At 69.1% G+C, this 17,844-nt stretch carries 18 protein-coding genes; 11 read left to right on the top strand and 7 right to left on the bottom strand.

Annotated features, from left to right (window positions below; genetic code table 11):
• Nucleotides 1–150: 150 nt before the first annotated feature.
• From OHA25_RS60910 to OHA25_RS60900, 3 genes are all read right to left on the bottom strand, one after another.
• Nucleotides 151–738 carry a hypothetical protein gene (locus OHA25_RS60910; RefSeq protein WP_327591422.1) on the bottom strand — a complete coding sequence of 196 codons (588 nt, stop codon included), beginning with the start codon at nt 736–738 and terminating at the stop codon, nt 151–153.
• Nucleotides 731–1,792: a hypothetical protein gene (locus OHA25_RS60905; protein WP_327591421.1), complete on the bottom strand. Its 1,062-nt coding sequence runs from the start codon at nt 1,790–1,792 to the stop codon at nt 731–733. Before OHA25_RS60905 ends, OHA25_RS60910 begins: the two co-directional genes overlap by 8 nt.
• Before the next feature lie 61 nt (nt 1,793–1,853).
• On the bottom strand, nt 1,854–2,381 hold the full coding sequence (locus OHA25_RS60900) for a hypothetical protein (protein ID WP_327591420.1): 528 nt from the start codon (nt 2,379–2,381) through the stop codon (nt 1,854–1,856).
• 1,521 nt (nt 2,382–3,902) lie between these two features.
• On the opposite strand from OHA25_RS60900, the gene OHA25_RS60895 reads away from it, so the two are divergent.
• The 7 genes from OHA25_RS60895 (at nt 3,903) to OHA25_RS60865 (ending at nt 10,031) form a co-directional block, all read left to right on the top strand.
• Nucleotides 3,903–4,301: a hypothetical protein gene (locus tag OHA25_RS60895; protein WP_327591419.1), complete on the top strand. Its 399-nt coding sequence runs from the start codon at nt 3,903–3,905 to the stop codon at nt 4,299–4,301.
• Nucleotides 4,302–4,897: 596 nt separating this feature from the next.
• Nucleotides 4,898–5,710, top strand: a complete 813-nt coding sequence (locus OHA25_RS60890) for a hypothetical protein (RefSeq protein WP_327591418.1) — start codon at nt 4,898–4,900, stop codon at nt 5,708–5,710.
• A 772-nt stretch (nt 5,711–6,482) separates the two neighbouring features.
• Nucleotides 6,483–6,842 (top strand): hypothetical protein, encoded by a 360-nt coding sequence (locus OHA25_RS60885; protein ID WP_327591417.1) that lies wholly within the window; start codon nt 6,483–6,485, stop codon nt 6,840–6,842.
• A gap of 526 nt (nt 6,843–7,368) precedes the next feature.
• Nucleotides 7,369–8,175 (top strand): hypothetical protein, encoded by an 807-nt coding sequence (locus OHA25_RS60880; RefSeq protein WP_327591416.1) that lies wholly within the window; start codon nt 7,369–7,371, stop codon nt 8,173–8,175.
• A gap of 194 nt (nt 8,176–8,369) precedes the next feature.
• A complete protein-coding gene (locus tag OHA25_RS60875) occupies nt 8,370–8,798 on the top strand; it encodes a gamma-glutamylcyclotransferase family protein (protein ID WP_327591415.1) in 429 nt (142 codons plus the stop codon).
• Nucleotides 8,788–9,177 (top strand): hypothetical protein, encoded by a 390-nt coding sequence (locus OHA25_RS60870; RefSeq protein ID WP_327591414.1) that lies wholly within the window; start codon nt 8,788–8,790, stop codon nt 9,175–9,177. Before OHA25_RS60875 ends, OHA25_RS60870 begins: the two co-directional genes overlap by 11 nt.
• Nucleotides 9,108–10,031, top strand: coding sequence for a class II glutamine amidotransferase (locus OHA25_RS60865; RefSeq protein ID WP_327591413.1), 924 nt, complete (start codon nt 9,108–9,110; stop codon nt 10,029–10,031). Before OHA25_RS60870 ends, OHA25_RS60865 begins: the two co-directional genes overlap by 70 nt.
• Nucleotides 10,032–10,214: 183 nt before the next feature.
• Here OHA25_RS60865 and OHA25_RS60860 read toward each other — a convergent pair whose 3' ends face one another.
• The 4 genes from OHA25_RS60860 to OHA25_RS60845 all read right to left on the bottom strand — a co-directional run bounded on the left by OHA25_RS60860 (nt 10,215) and on the right by OHA25_RS60845 (nt 13,843).
• A complete protein-coding gene (locus OHA25_RS60860) occupies nt 10,215–11,249 on the bottom strand; it encodes an IS3 family transposase (RefSeq protein ID WP_327591412.1) in 1,035 nt (344 codons plus the stop codon).
• Nucleotides 11,246–11,665, bottom strand: coding sequence for a transposase (locus tag OHA25_RS60855; RefSeq protein WP_327591411.1), 420 nt, complete (start codon nt 11,663–11,665; stop codon nt 11,246–11,248). The genes OHA25_RS60860 and OHA25_RS60855 overlap by 4 nt, the downstream gene beginning before the upstream one ends.
• 140 nt (nt 11,666–11,805) lie before the next feature.
• Nucleotides 11,806–12,312 (bottom strand): hypothetical protein, encoded by a 507-nt coding sequence (locus tag OHA25_RS60850; RefSeq protein WP_327591410.1) that lies wholly within the window; start codon nt 12,310–12,312, stop codon nt 11,806–11,808.
• Nucleotides 12,305–13,843, bottom strand: coding sequence for a peptide deformylase (locus tag OHA25_RS60845; RefSeq protein ID WP_442942262.1), 1,539 nt, complete (start codon nt 13,841–13,843; stop codon nt 12,305–12,307). Before OHA25_RS60845 ends, OHA25_RS60850 begins: the two co-directional genes overlap by 8 nt.
• A 161-nt stretch (nt 13,844–14,004) precedes the next feature.
• On the opposite strand from OHA25_RS60845, the gene OHA25_RS60840 reads away from it, so the two are divergent.
• The 4 genes from OHA25_RS60840 to OHA25_RS60825 are packed head-to-tail and all read left to right on the top strand — an operon-like array spanning nt 14,005 to nt 17,514.
• Complete coding sequence (locus OHA25_RS60840) at nt 14,005–15,018, top strand: D-alanine--D-alanine ligase family protein (RefSeq protein WP_327591408.1); 1,014 nt, start codon at nt 14,005–14,007, stop codon at nt 15,016–15,018.
• Between the two features lie 20 nt (nt 15,019–15,038).
• Nucleotides 15,039–16,067, top strand: coding sequence for a threonine ammonia-lyase (locus OHA25_RS60835; RefSeq protein WP_327591407.1), 1,029 nt, complete (start codon nt 15,039–15,041; stop codon nt 16,065–16,067).
• A complete protein-coding gene (locus OHA25_RS60830; protein ID WP_327591406.1) occupies nt 16,009–16,668 on the top strand; it encodes a peptidase in 660 nt (219 codons plus the stop codon). The genes OHA25_RS60835 and OHA25_RS60830 overlap by 59 nt, the downstream gene beginning before the upstream one ends.
• Before the next feature lie 24 nt (nt 16,669–16,692).
• Complete coding sequence (locus OHA25_RS60825) at nt 16,693–17,514, top strand: M55 family metallopeptidase (protein ID WP_327591405.1); 822 nt, start codon at nt 16,693–16,695, stop codon at nt 17,512–17,514.
• Nucleotides 17,515–17,844: the final 330 nt, after the last annotated feature.

Raw genomic sequence — 17,844 nt, 5'->3', positions numbered from 1 at the left:
CTCGTTCGGTGTGAAGGTTCGGTTAGGGGCTGTCTGTCGACGAGCGGCGTGTCCTGGCCGGCTGGTTTGCTCTGGAGATCGGCTTCGTGGTGGTCACGGTGTCCATGGCGCTCCTCCTCGGCGATGAGCGCCCTGCGACCGTGGTGGCCGTCATCGGGCCGATTCCGCCGCCTGCGGCCGCGCCCGCCTGATGTAGTAGCCGCCTGGCCCGTTGTGCTCCTCGATCAGGCCGCGCTCAACCAGGCGGGCACGGGCTCGCGCAGCCCGGTACGCCTTTCCGGACGTCCAACGGGCGACCTCGCCGAACAGGCCTCGGGATGCCCAGACGTGCGCGGCGTTCCAGTCGGACCAGGACTCGGGCAGCTCGGCCAGCGCGGCCTCCAGGGCTGCCTCATCCCCGGGCCGGGGTGCGTCGTCCGCGAGTTCGGCGAGATCGGCGGGCACCTCGACTCCGGCCCAGTGGTGGAGCTCCCGCGTCCGCTCCCTGTCCTCCTCCTGGGCGGGAACGCGGTGGCACCACCCGCACTGGTCGTCGTGCAGGGCGCGTGGGAGTTCCTCGGCGGTCAGGCCCGCCGCGGCGCAGAGGACGTCCAGGAGCTTGGCCTTCTGGTAGCTGCACACACGCTGGGGTGTGTGGTGCGGGTCATGCTCACCGGTGATGTGGCAGGGGGTGAGGGCAAGGTGGTGCAGGACGAGTTCCCGCAGCGTCTCGTCGACCACGGGCTTCCGGTCAGTCATGAAGTCCTCCTCCGAGATGGTGGATGTACAGGGTCCGGTCGGCTTGTTCGCGGACGTAGGGCGACCGGTCAGCGGCGAGCCGGTACAGCACGTCGGCCGGGCAGGCGAGGTTGCCAGCGGCGGCCTCGCGTACGGCGGCGGGTTGCCGGCGGCGGGCCAGCGCCGTGAGTAGGGCGGGCGGGCAGCCGCGGTTGCCCGCCAGGTCCGTGCGGACGCGCTCGTCGGGGTCGCCGGCCAGGAGGGCCGCGGCCGCGGGGGTGAGGGCGTCGCTCTTGGCGACGGCGGATCGCACCCATGTGTCCTTGTCGGCCGCGAGCCGTTCGAGTGCCCGGGCGGGCGCGGCGGGATTGCTAGCGAGGGCGGCACGTGGGCCTCGTTCCGGGTCGCCTGCCAGGGCGTCGACCTGGACGGGCGAAAGGTGCGGCACGAGCAGGTTGCGTGCGGCACCCGCGCGCACGAACGCGTCGCTGTCGGCGGCGAGCCGTTCGAGCGTGGTCACGACGGTGGTCCTGTGCGCGGCACAGCTGCGGACGTACGGCGACGGGTCGGCGGCGGCCACCTCGATAAGGTGCCGCGTCACCGTTGGGTTGCGCAGCGCGCCGAGCCGCGCGGCCTCGCTGTCGCTGAGCAGCAGGATGGTCTCGAGTTCACCGGCGGGCACGCCGGGGTTGGCCGCGGCCGTGTTGGCGATGATCCCGCGGGGGGTTCGGGCGAGTTCGGTCAACGTCTCAGGCGGGGTGTGCGGGTTTTCGGCGATCTTTACCCGCACGCTGAGGAAGCGGCTCTCGGCCAGGATGCGCAGGGTCGTTGGGTGGGTGCTGGCCGTGGCGAGGGTCATCTCGGCGATCTCGCGCGCGGTCTCGGACAGGGCGACGTCGGTCGAATCCACGAGTTCGCCTGGGGCGCGGCGGGCCGCGGCCTTCTCCCGCTCGGCGATTCCCTCGGGTCCCAGGATCGTCGCAATGAGATCCATGGTGCGGTGCGCGGCGACTCCGAGCATCAAGAACGGCAGGTCGTCGATTGTGTACGCGCCGCTGGGCTTGTTTTCGATCACCGTTGCACCCTCGGGACGGGTAAGGAGCAGTGCGGTTGGAGTTCGGCCATGGGGCCTCGTCTCAGATGTCGCGCCAGACGACATGCGAGCCAGCGGGACGAACGACGTCCGCGGCGATGGCCAGCACGTCGCGAGGCACGCGCGGGTCGTCGGCCAGTGCTGTGACGGCCTGGTCGATGTTGTCGAACACGTGCAGCTCGGGCGGGTACGCCGCGTCGTAGTTCCAGTGGTGCAGATAGACGGCAACGCGGCCACGACCGGTCTCGGCCACCCCGACCCTCCACTCGGCCGGCGCGCCGTGGTGGCCGAACTGCGGCCCCCGCCCTCGCTCATCGCCGCTGTACTGGTCGTTGTCCCGGTCGGATGGCAGCTGCGGATCGGTCAGCCATCGGCCGACGAACGCCTCCTGGCGCTCATCGCCGAACAGCTCGTACATCGGCACGCTGATCATGTCGGTGTGGCCGAGATACGTGGTCAGGGCCGTGGCCACCAGGCCGGAGACCGTAGTGCGGGCCGACTTGGCCGCCCGCTCGGCGCGCTCCCACAGAGGCAGGTCATCATCGCGGACCGACAGCGTCTTGTTGGGCACAGGCACCCCCTCGCATATGTGGCTTTCACACATGATAAGCGAATCACATTAATTGCATGCAACTAGTGTAAAGGTGTGAAGGCCTCTACCTGCCCGGCGCTGACGACGGCGCGCTCTCACCGGCAAGGCCTGGCGCCTGGAACGAGCCCGCCCCGGCTAGGACAAGCGGGCCTCGGCACGCCGCCCTCCCCCGACGTGTCTGTTGGGGAGTCGCACCACAACGGGGACGGCCCCTCCTCAAGCGCCTGACGGACGCCCGGGGCCTTAACGGGAGGGCGCCGCGTCCGCCGGTGACTCTCGCCCCTCGAGGGCCCACACACCACCTCAAGCTCGGGCGGCGAGGCCTCCGCACGTCGACGTCGCACTTGCCGGAGAGCACGTCCGCAAGCCGCCGCGCCCCGCAGCTCGCTCTCGGTCCAGCCCCCACACCATCCGAACGCCAGCTCGCAGCCCCCCAGCCCGCGCGGCGAATCTGGAGCCGGGGTCGACGCCAACTTCACCGGCGGCTGCAGGCGACCGGCTCTGCACGACCTCCACTCCGATCGCGATGGCGGCGGCCCGGTCCAGCCCGCCGCTCGCAGACTTGCACCCCCGATCCCTTCAGGCCTGCCTCGGCCTGGTTCAAGAGGCCTATGGACGTCGCAATCACATATGAGCCAGCTGCCGAGGCTCAGCGGTGGGCGAGCTGGCCCGAGCAGGTATACGGACGCGAAGCCAAATGCTGCATAGCCCCAGGTTAGGCCCCAAGCCTTCCTGTTGATGTATTCTAATATTAGGGAGGTTGGCCGATGGCACAGCGAATTCTGAGCATCTCCGCTAGCAGGACAGAGAGATCTACGCCCAAGAGGTCCTCCTGGACGTACCGGACGACATCCTCGGTGATCCCGCCAAGCTCCTGGCGTGGGTCGAGGAGAACGAGGACAGGTGGCATGACGTCCTGATGGACGACGGCCGCAGCGAGATCGGCGGATTCGAGGACGTCGCGGTCACGGACAGGACCGATGACCCGACCCTGATCATGGTGTCGGCCGAGAACTGACCGACCCGACGCACGCTCCGCTGAAACAAACGCCGGCTCGTCGAGAACTCGCCCGCAGATACCGCCCTTCACCTGATGTCTCCTGACTGAACGGAACGCCCGTGACCGCGAACGTGACTTTCACGCCGCCTACGCCGCCGCTCGCGTCCTGATCAACATCCGGCTCGACAACGCAGCAACCGTGAAGGCGCACACGGGCCGCCGCTTCACTCCCATCGCCGCCACGGTCGAATGGCGGTGGACGACCAGCCGGGGCTGGGTCTACACCGCGACGACGCTGAAGGGACCCATCATTCCCGAGGAAGCGCGCCCCACGCTCCTGCTCGACCACCCCGACTGGGGCTTCTTCCGAGCGCTACCCCCCGCGCAACACCGCATCGGCCACGAACTGCCCGAGGAACTGCAGTCGTGCGTAGAGGCCACCCGCCCCGCCTGGACCCCCGCCCCAGCCGCCATCTTGAGCCCGCCCGAAAGGCCCTCCCATGACCGCGATCAGCATCCCGACCGACCACCCAGCCACCTACACCCTCGCCACGACGACTGTGTGGCTCGGCCACTACGACACGCTGCCGCCACTCCCCGACTGGGACGGCAAGCCCATGCGCGTCCAGCGCGCTGTCATCACCTGGCGTTGGGACCACAAGGGGTGGGTGTTCCACGGCATCAAGGTCCACGGCTTCCTCCTGCGCGAGAAGGACAACACCATGACCGACCGGGAGAGCGACCGCAGCCAGTACACCTGGACCAGCATCGAGAACATGCTGCCCGCCGAGTACCAGCCGCTGATCGAGAAGAACCGACCGCACGCCTGGACGCCGTTCCCTCCGCCCGCTCCGCCCGAGGCGGGCTACTGCGCCGAGACGGAATCAGCGGGGCCATGACAAAGCACACAGCCAGCCACCGAGCAGGGCATACGGCCCCGGAGACGCTGACACCCCGCCCTGGCCGCGCCGAAAGCCACGCGCGCACGGCAGCGCGTTCCTGACAGCGACCGCCCTTTGGGCAGCCACTGCGGCCGCCGGTGAGCCTGGAGCCCTCGGACTGTCGAGGAAGGCCACCACACCCGATCATGAAGATCGGTCGCTTAGGTCGCGCCGACGCAGGCATCCCTCGAGGAGTCGCGTCACCGGGCACTCAAGGTGAACGTCGCCACCGACACCACAAACGGTCCTCGCGGCCCGTCACCGCCCGGCCCCACCGCCACAACCGCGCGCCACCACGCTCGCAGGGTGACTCGAGGCACCGCCCACTCACGCCGAGCATCATATGGCCGATGCGTCCTCGATCGCACCTGGCCCTCCCGCCTGGCCGCGAACCGCCGGTCGGCCGGCCCCGCCCCCCCGCCCCGCCCCGCACTGCTGTGCTGTGCTGTGCTGTGCGTAGCGTGCGGTGCGGTGGTTCGCCGCGAGGTACGCGGGTCATACCGAATTCGGCAGCGCTGATGGCGCGTCCAGGAACCCTGTCTATCGTCGAGGGCGTGGCTCGCCGCCGGAACCCGAAGAAGGACAAGTCCGCTCGGCGCCGCCGCCCCAATTGGCGGCAAGTGCCGGGCGGCCGTGCGCGGATCAGCGTGGAGACAGTCACCCAGTTGATGCTGGCCGCACCACCGGACGCACTGCCACTGGTCGGCATGGCGGGGGTGTGGCTGTGGAACGTCGCCCAAGATGCCCCCAGCGCCGCCTACTGCGTGGACGGCTGCCTCACCCTGCACTACGCGCTGGCCGAGTACGGGATTGACTCCCGCGTGGAGGCAGTAATCCTGGAAGCCAACGGCAACGGCGCGCGCACCCTGTACGGCGGGGACGGGCCGCACTGGAACCCCGACGGCACGTTCAACGGGCACACGGTACTGGTGGTGCCCGCCGCCGGCCGGTTCCTGGATGCGACGCTCCGGCAGTACGCGGAGGTGCCCAACACCGAGCACGCGGCCCTGCTCTTGGGGCCGCTGATCGACGGCGAGGGCCTCGGCTCCGCACCGCTGCCGATGCACCGGCGCGACCACCTCGTGGTCTACCACCCGGTGCCAGACGGGCAGCGGGACGCCTGGCGCGGCCCGCCGTTGATCGCACACGACGCGGCATACCGGAGAGCAGGCGCCAACCTGGCTGCGAACGTGATCGACATGCTGCGGCAGGAATACCTGCGCGACAAGACGCTCGCCTCGCCCTACCCAAGGCTGCGCCGCCTGGTGCGGGCCCTGGACGGCGCCAAGTCAGTCGCGGACGACCACGGCTACCGGTTCGGCCTCCCCGGTAGCCGGAAGGAAGTCCGACTGGCGGACTTCCCCTGACACGCCCCTTGCTGCTGAAGCAGGCCACGCTAAGCAGAGTGCCGGCGGTTCGCCTCGGCTGGGTAGCCGAGCGCCGACCCCACCGCCACCAGTGGCTACCAGTGGCTCGAACTTCTCGCGGCGCGCGAATGCGGTCGGCACGCGGCGCCTGGATCGCCTCGCCCTGCTCGGCGGCCACCTTGGTGGGCTGGACCTCGCAGTAGTCCTCGATGACCCCGTTCAACACGTCGCGGCCGTAGATGAGCTCGAAGGTCTCGTTCGAGACGACGTGGGCGCATAGCGTGCGCAAAAAGCGTGTCCGACTAGGGAGACCTGCGATCTGTCTCCGTTCGCTCCGAGCCCCTCCGGCCCCGCCGGTGAGCCAGCGGCGCGCCCAACCGAGAATGAGACCTCGTCCCCTGAGACGCGTGTTACGCGTCACCCTCACCTTCTATGGCCGCTGCGCTGCACCCTTGAGGGCGTAGGTCTGCGCCTCGTAGATCGTCGGCCTCATCGACCGATACATAGAACGCGCGTCCCGAAAAGGGGCACCAGTCGCCTATATCGTTGGTGTGCTCGGCTATCGTCACGCGAACCTCGTCCACCCTTAACACCTCTTCCGCCGAACGAACTCGCTCCGGTCGCGGGCTCCGATCCGCCCTCGCTTCCGCGTGCGCTGCCAGACCCCACGGAATCCGCGCAGCGCCTCTGGGGACGCGGTCAGCCGCGCCTGCGGGAACTCGGCTCGGCCGCGACCTCAAAAACGTCCGATAGATGTATTATAATATAAAAAATGAGAAAGGAGACACTCCCCATGCCGATCCCCATGCTCGACCGCCCCGAGATGCTGGACGAACCTCACGGTGATCAGCCCGGCTACACGCTCCGTGACCAGGTACGCGACAAAATCGTCCCCGGTCTCGCGGCCGAAGCTGCCCACTTCGAAGGCGCGCACCAGTTCGTCACCCAGCTCGCAGGTCTGCCCGACACCCACGAATGGGGCGGCAAGGCCGCCCAGGCTCACATGCTCCTCCTTATCCAAGTGGGCGCCCTCAACCCCAGCTGGACGTTCCAGCAGGTCGTCGATCACACCGCTCACCTGATCGACACCGCCGATCCTGACGACGTCGACAACGAACCCACTGGCTCCTAGCGCAACGCGTCCCCAGCGGCCCGCCCGCCATCAACGCACCCGTCGTACGCCACCGGCCATGAAGACGGCCAGGCCCACGCGGGCGGGCCCGGGACGGCTTGGGTTCTGCGACCACCGCACAGTTCTCCCCCGGACACCTCGGACTTGTGGCCGGGTCCCTAGCCTCGGCCACACAGCCATTTACGGCGTCGGACTCCTCAGAAGAAGCGGGGATTCATTCCCACGTCGTCTTCCTGACCCGTGCTCAGCCAAGCCCATGCCGGAAATCCCAGGGCATCACGGCCTCCGGAAAGTCATCCCTGTCACATACATCGTCGGATCGTTCTCTCTCCCGTACGGGATTCGCCCACCGACTCCGTACCCCGGCCCGTAGACACCGGAATCGCTTGTTGCGTGTATTGCATGCAATTAGTCTTATACGGGAGAAGGTGTGCCACCGGACCTCGCCCGCTGACCTGCATCGACGGTCCCCAGGCACCGGCTACCGGGGTACGCGCACGCAACCGCCACGCGAAGGGACGCTCTCGTGTGCCGTTCACGCGCCGAAGGTGGCCGCCGCTGCCCCGGCGGCCATACCAGCAGCCGCGACGCGCAGACCGCCCGCCAACGGTTATGCCGCGCCCGCCGCGCCCTCGAGGCCACCGAGGCCACCGGAGACGCACAAGCGATCGCAGCCGCGCACCAGCGGGTGGCCGACGCACAGGAGGGCGTCACGGCCGCCCGGATCCTCGCCGGCGCCGACCAGCCGGACCCACCCAACGCCGCTGGGCTCTATCGCGCCGAGCGCCAGGCATTGTCGGCCTACACCGGCGGCGAATCCGCGTCGATCAACCAATTCGTACAGAATGGCTACCAGGTGCCCGATCACCTCGCCGACGACCGCGACTACGTGCGTCTTATGCGCCAGCAGGTGGCCGCCCTCAAGCGCGCGGTCAACCGGTCCAAGTTGACCACGCAAACGAAGGCGGCACAGGCCGTCCCAGCCGCGGTCGCTGAGCAGATCTACGGCCCAGTCGGATCAGGAGTCGGGCAGACGGTCACGCAGGACCGGTTCGTCTCCCTCACGGTCGATCACGCCCCTTCCGAGGTGTTCGGTGACGTGTTCATCTACTGGCACCTCCCAGTCGGCACCCGAGCGCTCGACGTCAACGCCTCTGGCGTCCCGTGCAAGAGGGACGAACGGGAGTTGCTGCTGGGGCCGCACCAGCCGTTCCTCAAGGCGCGTGACGAACTGATCGACGGCCGCCGCGTGATCCACATGGAAGGTGTCCTGCCCCCCGCAACCCCTCGACCTCGCGGCCAGCGGGCCGCCGGCCGAGCCGCCAACATCTAAGACCAGAGGGACGTGACACCCGGCCGGGAAACCCACCGGCGGGGACGCCCCTGCAGCGCCGACGTCGATGACGAGCTGCTCAAGTGCGGCGGGGCTGTTTGGGGAGCCGCTCGAGAAGGGGGGTTGATCTCTCTTCGTGAATGATGTATTCTAATAGAAATAAGTGGTTACAAGCGGTGGTTTGGAGGATCGCCGTGGAACGACTCCCCTTCTTCGTGTATGGCACACTGCGCCCCGGTCAGGGCAACCACCGCCTGTTCGAGGGCCGTATCAGCGCAGAGTACGACGGCGCACGTGCGCCGGGCTTCGTGCTGTACGCCAACGGCCTGCCCTACGTACGCGCCAGCGGTGATGTCGCCGACGAGGTCATCGGTACCCTGGTGATCCCTGAGCCCGAGACGTACCCGCAGCTGCTGCGGCGGCTCGACGCGCTGGAGGGCGTGCGCCCCAACGGTGCGGGCCTGTACAACCGAAAGGTCTGCCTTGCGCACTACCTCACTCAACCTGAGGGTGACTGGCAGGAAACCCGCGCCTGGATCTACGAGGGCGGCAGCACCTACTTCACCTACGCGGAGCACCTGCGTGTTCCCTCCGGCGATTGGCTGCGAACCCGTGCCGCGTAACCCCGTCGTCAACCGCCAGAACATCGACAGCCCGCTGCGCCAGCGGTCGCTGGACATCAGCGACCGCGCACGCGAGCAACTGCGCGACCTGGCCGCCGCCCTGCACGTCTCCCAAGGCTCGGTGCTCGATTGCGCCGTCCGCGAGCTGGCCGCTCTACCCCCTCACCTGGTGGCCGACCTTCTGTACAAGCACGGCCACCTCGACCCCAAGACCTACCCCTACGTGGCCAACCGCGCCCGCAACCTGACCGACAAGACCCCCAGCACGACCCGACGCTCCCCACCAGAGCGTAGAAAGCGACGTACCCCATGTGTGGACTGTTCGGACTGGTCCGCAACTCCGCCGCCACGCACCCTCAACGGGCCTCGACAGCACTGACCCTCCTCGGACGGCTGGCCCAGGAGCGCGGCCTGGACGCCAGTGGCCTGGCGTTCCTCCGTACTCAGACCAGCGCACCCGACGCCTTCGACGGTGAACAGTGCCTGGCTGCCAAGAGCGACATCACGCTCGACGGCTGCCGCATCGTCAAGCGTGTGGGCAGCTTCCGCCGCCTGTGGCGGCCCACGCTCTCCCACGACCTGGACCGCGCCGCCATCGTGATCGGCCACACCCGCTGGGCCACCCAGGGCTCGGCTACCCGCCTGTCCAACGCCGCTCCGCTCCTGGCCGGAAGCATCGTCGGCACGCATAACGGCGACATCGACGCCTTCGACCTCCGGATGCGCTACGGTCTGCCCCGCTCGGCGGACCAGACCGACTCCCAGGCCATCTTCGAGGCCCTGGCCGAGGCCGACCCGCTGGAGGTGCTGCGGGACCTGCGCGGCCGTGCTGCACTGGCCTGGGCTGACCTGGATCACCCCCGGCACCTGTATCTCGCCCGCGCCGCGCTGTCCCCGCTCGCCGTGGCCACCGACGACGAGGGCAACCTGTTCTGGGCCTCCAACCCGGGCTGGCTGCGCACTGTCGCCAAACAGACCTTCGTCCGCATGAACGCGCCCGTCATGCTGCCCGAGGGCACCTGGCTGGTAATCCGGCGCGCCAAGACCGCCGTCACCATCAGCTCGTGCACGTCCTTTATCCCCACCGCTCGCGCCAGGGACGTGACCGCCCGCGTGGCTACCTGGGTCTGGCGCGGCTTCACCACCCGTGACCGACTCACCGACCAGGCCCAGATCCGCCACACCATCGCCGACGACGACCCGCCGCGCTGGCTGTTCTCCCACGCCAGCTAACCGCAGGGCCGCCCCGGGCGTGGGTCCGGGCAAGCCCCTACGGCGTCCTGCCCTAACCAGGGCCGGACGCCTTCTTTGTGCCCAGCCCGGCAGGGACGCCGAGCAGGGCGTCACCGCGGCGAGCGCCGTGCACGCGCGGTAGGTGTCAAGTCAAGTGCGACAGGGACTCTGCCGAGATGATCGCTAGGCAGCCTCCTGCGCGGGCGTGGATGCGCTGTTCTGGTCTTCTTCGGGCTGGTTGATGTAGGCGACCGTTGGGATCTTGGGCAGTCGCGGCGTGCGGGTGAACCGGTGTGGATTGGCCATGCGGAAGCGTTCGACCATCTGCTCACGCCGGTCCTGGATGGCCGGGGCGGTGCCGATGTGCACGGTGAATGGTGTGTGCAGGCCCAGGCCGGCGTGGTAATGCTCGTGGTTGTAGTAGCCGAAGAAGTGGTGGCAGAACGTCTCGGCCTCGGCCAGGGAGCCGAACCGTTCGGGGAACACCGGGCAGTACTTGAGGGTCTTGAACGCCGCCTCGCTGTAAGGGTTGTCGTTGCTGACCTTCGGCCGGGAGTGGGACTTGATGATGTCCAAGGTGGCCAGCAGGTCGGTGACCGGCTTGGAGGTCATCGAGGTGCCGTTGTCGGAGTGGATCGTCTGGGGGGCGATCCCGCCGTTGGCAATCAGGGAGTTCTCCATGAACTGCCGGGCCAGTTCACCCGATTCGCGCAGGTGGATCTCCCAGTGCACGACGTAGCGGGAGAAGATGTCGATCATCACGTACAGGTCGTAGAACTGGCGCGTCGCCGGGCCGGGCAGCTTGGTGATGTCCCACGACCAGATCTCGTTCGGGGCGCGGGCGGCCAGATAAGGCTTCTTACGGGCCTCGTGGCGGGCCTGGGCACGGCGCTCGCGGACCTGATCGCGCTCGCGCAGCAGCCGGTACATGGTCGACACCGACGCCAGGTAGATGCCCTCGTCCAGCAGCGCGGCCCACACCTGGCGGGGAGCCTTGTCGACGAAGCGCGGGCTGTTCAAGACCACGACCAACTCCTCACGCTCGGCCGCGGTCAGCTTGTTCGGCGGCGCCGGACGTGGCGCCGGCGCGCGCTCGGGCCGCGGACGCAGGCTGCGGTAGTAGGAGCCCCGGGGAATCCCGGTCAGCGCACAGCAGACTGCGATCGGCAGGCAGGCGGCCAGCAACAGGTCCAGCGTCTCGCGCCGGACCGTGGTCACGACGGCTCGTTCTCCGCGCTCTCGGAGATCATTTCCAAGAGCGCGAAACCTTTTCCCATGATGTCCAGGGCGGCCTCGGTCTGCGCCAGCTTCTTCTCCGCCCGCGCCTTGTCCCGCGTCAACGCCGCGTTCTCCTTACGCAGCCGCTCCAACTCCAGCTGCTCGGGCGTCTTGCGGGCCCGGGGTGCATTGACCGGGCCGGTGGCGGAGGCCAGCTCGCCGTTGTCACGCTGGCGCCGCCACAGCGAGATGCTGGACTCATACAGCCCTTCCCGGCGCAGGATCGCGCCCTTGGTGCCGTCCGGCGCCGCGTCGTACTCCTCGACGATCTGCAGCTTGTAGGCGGCGGTGAAGGTCCGCCGCTTGGGCCGGTCGGCACGCGGCCCGGTGCCGCGCTGGAGGTCATGGCTGGTCATGGTCACTGCGGTGGATACCCGTTCTCGCCCTACTCATGTCAGTTAAGGAACTTTAGTCCCATCTGTCTCACTTGAGCTTGACACAGAGGGGCGGCGCAGCGTGCTCGGCGCTGGCACCCACCGGTGCGCCGGCGCTGAGCTCACCGGTGACCGCAGCCGGCATCGACCAGCTGCCGCACCCGCACGCCATCCCACGCCGACCACGGACGGCACGCCCCGCCCTCCCGGCGGGCCGTCGACCAGGCTGGTGTGCTCGACCGGCAAGCAGCGATGGGCAGCATCAACGCTTCGATCCAATGCCCTTTCCGCGGCGGCCGCGATGCCCTAAGGGAGGCGTGCAGGTAGGCGCGCACCAGGTCGCGGTGCCCGAGGAACTGCGTGGCCATGTGGTGTTGGAAACCGGGCTGCCCTGCTCGGATGCCCGCAGGCAGGGCAGCGCCGCTAAAGCCGTCGCGGACCGCTTCGGCCAGGGCGTCCTCCAGCCGTACCCCGGCCAGCGGGACGAGGTCGGCGATGGCGGACAGGTCGGTGAAGGTGGCTTGGCGTACCCGCACGCGCCGGCCGCCGGCCCATCCCTCGGTGAGTTGCGCTCGCGCAGCTCTGCCGCGGCGGTGGCCTGCCAGCGCAGGCGGTTGCCTTTTACTCATGGGCCGCGCGATTCTCTCCGGCCTGAGGATGGGGCGCGCGCGTTGGCGGGATCCAGGGCTGGCCGATGCCGCGATATTCCTCCACCGGGATCGGGGTGACGCCGTCGCGCATGCGGCTGGTGTACAGGCGTCCGTCCAGGTGGTCGATCTCGTGGGCGACGAGCCGGGCCACGCCGTACGGGAACGTGGTGATCTTCCGCTGCCCGTCCAGGGTAGTGTGCTCGACCTCCAGGGTGAGCGAGCGAGGGACCAGGCCGCGCACGTCGAAGAAGGACAGGCAGCCCTCATACTGCTCGTCGGTTTCAGCGCAGGCGTCGGTGACGCGGGGGTTGAGCAGCACGACGGCGTCGGCGTCGGGGTCGGGCGGGACGACGATGGCGGCGGCCCGTCCGATGCCGATCTGCGGCGCGGCCAGCCCCATGCCCTTGCCGAAGACATGCTGTTCGCGCACCCGCTGCAGCGCGGCGAACAGAGCGTCGATCACCTCACGGGCTTGGTCGGCCTCGACAGGTAGATCGAACTTCGCCGCGATGGCGGCCAGGATGGGGTGCCCGGCCTGGACGATGCCGGCGGCCTTCATCCGGTCGCTGCCGGTCCGCAAGGTCGCCGCACTGTCGTCGGCACTGTCGTCGGCTCGGGCGCGAAAGCGCCATTCCAGCCGGTAGCGGGCACCCATCGGCGGGTCGGCGGTGCCCCAGGTGAACAGCACCTCCTCCTCGCGCTGGGTGCGAGTGATGGGGTCGTGCAGCGGTACAGCCTCGGCAGTGGTGGAGGTCTCGGTGCCCCACACCATCGGCTCCAGCTCGGCAGGGAAGCGCAGCGCCACGCCGAGGTGCCGAGTGGGCAGCCGCACCGCTCGCTGGAACCACTGGCCCCATTTGGTGTCGGGGACGGTGTAGGCGTAGGTGATCGTGGCGCGCTCACCGGGATACAGCGGGAACTTGCCGCGCTCGTTGGCGAAGCACAGCCACAGCTCCTTGAAGCTGTCGCGATCGTGCTTGGACTGGAAGTCCATCGGCTCGCCGTCGCAGTAGGCGTGGAGGTTCAGTTCGTCCCACGTGAGCGGGTGGCGACGGTAGTGGGCGTTGGAGCGGGCGGGCTCGCCCGGGTAGCGGTCAACGCTGATGCGCACCAGGTAGCGGGTGGCAGGGTCAGCGCCGAGGTTGCGCAGCCGGCGGCGCATGGTCGCGGTGTAGAGGCCATCGGCGTAGCGCAGCTCGGCGTGGTCGTCTTCGACCAGTAAGCCATCCACCGCCGAGGCCGACGACGCCGACGCGGCGAACACACCCTTGTTCGCCTGGCCGGCCTGCCATGCCCGCCAGATCTCGCCGCCGGCCGACAGCACGGCATCGGCGCGGCGGGCGAAGTCCTCGCTGGCCTGGTGCCGCCCGGATTCGATGTGGCTGATGTAGGACGGGTCGAAACGCATCGCTTCGGCCAGCGCCTTCTTCGACATGCCGCGGCGCTTGCGCCAGAACGTCAAGACCTCGCCGAAGGCCTGCGGGTTGTGCTCGGTAGTGGTGTGCTCGATCTGGCCGTGCTCGGGGGTGTCCGCCACACCCACCATCTTCTCCTGAGCCGAGCGTGAACGCCTGCGTGAAAGGTGAATGAGTCCGCCTCACCGTGACCTCATCGGCCGGGGCCGGGGTCTGCTGCAGGCGACCGTCGTTCCCCAACCCCGTGGAGGTCCTCGTGACCCCGCTCAACAACGCCTTGCCGACCGGCACCCACGAGCTCGCACTGCCCGGCCGCGGCCGGATCGGCGTGCTGACCGGCGGCCGGTCCCGCGAACGCGCCCGCTCCCTGCTGTCCGGCAACACCGTCCACGCCAGCCTGCTGCGCCAAGGCCTGTCCGCGGTGCTCATCGACACCGCCGAGCCCGGCTTGATCGAGGCGCTCGCCGAGATCGACGTCGCCTTCCTGGCGATCGCCGGGCAGTACGCCGAGGACGGCAAGCTCCAGGGCCTGCTGGAGCATCTCGGCCTGCCCTACACCGGCTCCGGCGTGCTGGCCAGCGCGCTGGCGATGCACAAGACGGCCGCCAAGACCATGGTTGCCGCGCACGGCGTCGACGTCCTGCCCGGACGCCTCATCGACGGCGAGACCTCCGCCGAGGTGGTCGCCAAGGACCTGACCGACGCCATCGAGCTGCCGATCATCATCAAGCCAGTGTCGGAGGGCGGCTCCATCGACATGCGCCTGAGCCGCAGCGAGAACGACGTCGCCGCCGCGGTGGCCGAACTGCGCGCCGACGGGCAGGCGCTGTTCGCCGAGCGGTTCTGGCCCGGCCACTCCATCACCGCCGCCGTGCTCGACGACGGCGAGCAGCTACGAGTGCTGCCGCTACTGGAGACCCGGCCGAAGGGCGGCGACTTCTACGACTACACCACCAAGAACGACCCGGCCGCCTTCACCAACCACTGCCCCGCCATCCTGCCACCGGCCACCGAAGCGCTGGTGCGCGAGCACGCCCAGGCCGCGCACCGCGCGCTGGGCTGCTCGGGCTACTCGCGTAGCGACTTCGTCGTTGACGCCAGCCTGCCTGGCGACGGCCCGCAGGTGTGGTGGCTGGAGACCAACACCCTGCCTGGCCTGTCGGCCACCGGCAACCTGGCCACCATGGCGGCGGCCGGCGGCATCGGCTACGACGCGCTGATCACCTTCATCCTGTCCACCGCGCTCACGCCACACGGCTACCGGCCGTGAGCCCGCACCAGGAGAACGTCATGATCGGCATCGACGACGTGCGTACCGCCGCCGCACGCCTGTCCGGGTACATCACTGCCACGCCACTGCTGGCCTCGCACGCGCTGGACGCCCTGTGCGGCGCCCCGGTGCTGTGCAAGGCCGAAAACCTCCAGCGGACCGGCTCGTTCAAAGTGCGCGGCGCGCTCAACCACGTGCTCAGCCTCACCAGGGACGAACGCGCCGGAGGAATCATCGCAGCCTCCTCCGGCAACCACGCCCAGGCGATCGCCTGGGCCGCGCGTCTGGTCGGCACGTACGCGGTCGTGGTGGTTCCCGCCGACGCACCACAGGCCAAGGTGCAGGCCGCCCGGGAGCTCGGGGCCGAGGTGTACCACTACGCCCGCGGCGGAGAGGATCGCGACACCATCGTGGCCGAGATCGCGCGCGAGCGCGGGTTGGCGATCGTGCCGTCCGCGAACTCCGAGGAGGTGATCGCGGGCGGCGGCACCGTCGCCGCCGAGATCCTCGCCGAGACTGATCAGGTGAGCACGCTGGTGGTGCCGGTCGGCGGGGGCGGCCTGGCGGCAGGCTGTGCGGTGGCGGCCAAGGCCCTCAGCCCGAACGTGGCCGTGATTGGCGTGGAGCCGGAGCAGGGGGCAGACACCGCGCTGTCGCTGCGTGAGGGCCGCCGCGTGAGCATCCCGACTCCGGCCACGATCGCGGACGGGCTCACTCACCGCACGCCGGCGCCGCTGCCGTTCGCCATCAACCGGGCCCTTCTCGACCAGGTGGTCACCGTCAGCGACACCGAGATCGTCGAGGCAATGGCGGCCTGTTTCACCTACCTGAAGGCCGTCGTCGAGCCCAGCGGCGCGTGTGCGCTCGCCGCAGCGATATGCGGGCGAATCGAGATCACATCCGGCACAATGGGCGTGGTCCTGTCCGGGGGCAACATCTCCTGGGCCACGTTCCGGTCGCTGATCGACCGCACAGCCTCTGCTGGGGGAGATGGTGGGGTGCCTGGCCTGCACGCCCGGCGGGGGCAGCAGCCAGCAGGCACTGCATGACGGTGTCGCCCTGTTCACCCAGTACATGAGCGCAGAGCGGATCGGCGCCATCGTCTACAATGGCGCCGATCCCGCTGATGATCCACGATGGCACGCCTCGGGGGCGCGCACCCGAGCCGAGTACGGTCGCTGGTGCCGGCACGCCTGCGGCATGGCCTGCCTGCAGATGGTCCTCGACCACCGCGACGGGTACACCCCGCCCCTGCTGGAACTCCTACACGGCTGCCGCGCCTACGGCGGCTATATCGAAGACGACAGTGGTGAGATCAGGGGACTGGTCTACGCCCCGTTCGCCGACTACGTACGCGCCGAACACGGCATGCACGCCGACGTGCACCCACACCTGGCTGCCGCCGAGATCCCCGACCTGCTCGCCGACGGACACCTAGTGATGGCCTCAGTCCACCGGGAGATCCGCCGCCCCGACCTGCCCGCCCCCGGCCGCGGCGGCCACCTGGTCCTCATCACCGGCCACGAGCAAGGCTTGATCCGCCTGCACAATCCCTCCGGCCACACCCCCAACGCCCGCCGGGCCAGTCTGCCCATCGATGTGTTCGAGACGTTCTTCGGCGGACGCGGCATCGCCCTGCGGACGCGCTAGAAACACGCTCCGGAGGGGATCACGATGGTCATCAAGGTGCTGATCTCGGTGGACATGGAGGGCATCGCCGGCATCGTGCATCCCGCAGAGACCACACCGGAGCGTTACGACTACGAGCGCGGCCGGAGGTTGATGACGGCGGCGGCCAACGCCGTCGTGGAGGGGGTGATCGATACTGAGCCCGCGGCCGAGGTGCTGGTGGCCGACTCCCACGGTCCCTACCGCAATATCCTGCCCGAAGACCTTGACCGGCGGGCCCGGCTGATCCGCGGCAAACCCCGCGAACTCGGCATGCTAGCGGGCCTGCAGGCCGGCGCCCAGGTCGTCATGTTCGTGGGCTACCACGCACGCGCCGGCGCGAGCGGCGTGCTCGCCCACACCATCGCCGACGCGATCCTCGACGTGCGCATCAACGGCCGGTCCCACGGTGAGATCGGGATCAACACCCTGCTGGCGGGCTCCTGCGGCGCGTCCGTCGTGCTGGCCAGCGGCGATGACGCGGCGTGCGAGGAGTTCAGCGCACTGGTGCCAGGCGGCATCATCGTGCCGGTCAAACGAGGTCTCGGCCAGCACGCGGCCGACAGCCTGCACCCGCAGGAGGCCAACGACCGCCTGCGGCAGAGTGCCGGCCAGGCGATCCGGCGGCATGGCGAGCATCGGCCCGTTGCGGTTCCGCGCCAGCTCGGCATCGAGGTCGACCTGCACCAGCCGCGCTCGGCCGATCTGGCCGCCCTCATTCCCGGTATCGCGAGAACCGGACGCACGGTGACGTTCACTGCCGAGGACATGACGGCTGCCTACGGCATGCTCCAATTGCTCGCCCTGCTCACCCACATCGGCCCCTGACCGGGCGGCACGCCTGGTGGCCAGGATCGCGCCCATGACCTAGAACAACACGCACCACTGGCAGACGGCCACCGTCGTCCCCGCGACCGATGAGCTGCGACAAGGTACACGCGAGAGGCGTTAACGCTGATCAGCAGACCACTGTCGACAGAGTGGGAGCGCGCCAGGAGCGGATGGCGGACCGTGGTACACCGTGAGGTGCAGCGCTATGCCTGTCCACTGGTACGGCTACTGATTGCGATGAAACGCCCACAGCTCTGCCTGCGACGAGTTTGCCCCGCACGGGCTGGATCCACTGACACGGTGCCAGCCTCCTGCCGCTCGGCTGCA

Source organism: Nonomuraea sp. NBC_00507 (genome assembly GCF_036013525.1).
GTDB lineage: Bacteria > Actinomycetota > Actinomycetes > Streptosporangiales > Streptosporangiaceae > Nonomuraea.
This window is presented reverse-complemented; position numbering and strand designations above follow the sequence as displayed.

What these genes read in the sequence shown, in the direction of transcription:
- OHA25_RS60855 (WP_327591411.1), bottom strand. Translation starts at nt 11,665, where the DNA reads ATGACCAGCCATGACCTCCAGCGCGGCACCGGGCCGCGTGCCGACCGG.
- OHA25_RS60885 (WP_327591417.1), top strand. Translation starts at nt 6,483, where the DNA reads ATGAGAAAGGAGACACTCCCCATGCCGATCCCCATGCTCGACCGCCCC.
- OHA25_RS60835 (WP_327591407.1), top strand. Translation starts at nt 15,039, where the DNA reads ATGATCGGCATCGACGACGTGCGTACCGCCGCCGCACGCCTGTCCGGG.
- OHA25_RS60865 (WP_327591413.1), top strand. Translation starts at nt 9,108, where the DNA reads ATGTGTGGACTGTTCGGACTGGTCCGCAACTCCGCCGCCACGCACCCT.
- OHA25_RS60850 (WP_327591410.1), bottom strand. Translation starts at nt 12,312, where the DNA reads ATGAGTAAAAGGCAACCGCCTGCGCTGGCAGGCCACCGCCGCGGCAGA.
- OHA25_RS60830 (WP_327591406.1), top strand. Translation starts at nt 16,009, where the DNA reads ATGGTGGGGTGCCTGGCCTGCACGCCCGGCGGGGGCAGCAGCCAGCAG.
- OHA25_RS60910 (WP_327591422.1), bottom strand. Translation starts at nt 738, where the DNA reads ATGACTGACCGGAAGCCCGTGGTCGACGAGACGCTGCGGGAACTCGTC.
- OHA25_RS60895 (WP_327591419.1), top strand. Translation starts at nt 3,903, where the DNA reads ATGACCGCGATCAGCATCCCGACCGACCACCCAGCCACCTACACCCTC.
- OHA25_RS60825 (WP_327591405.1), top strand. Translation starts at nt 16,693, where the DNA reads ATGGTCATCAAGGTGCTGATCTCGGTGGACATGGAGGGCATCGCCGGC.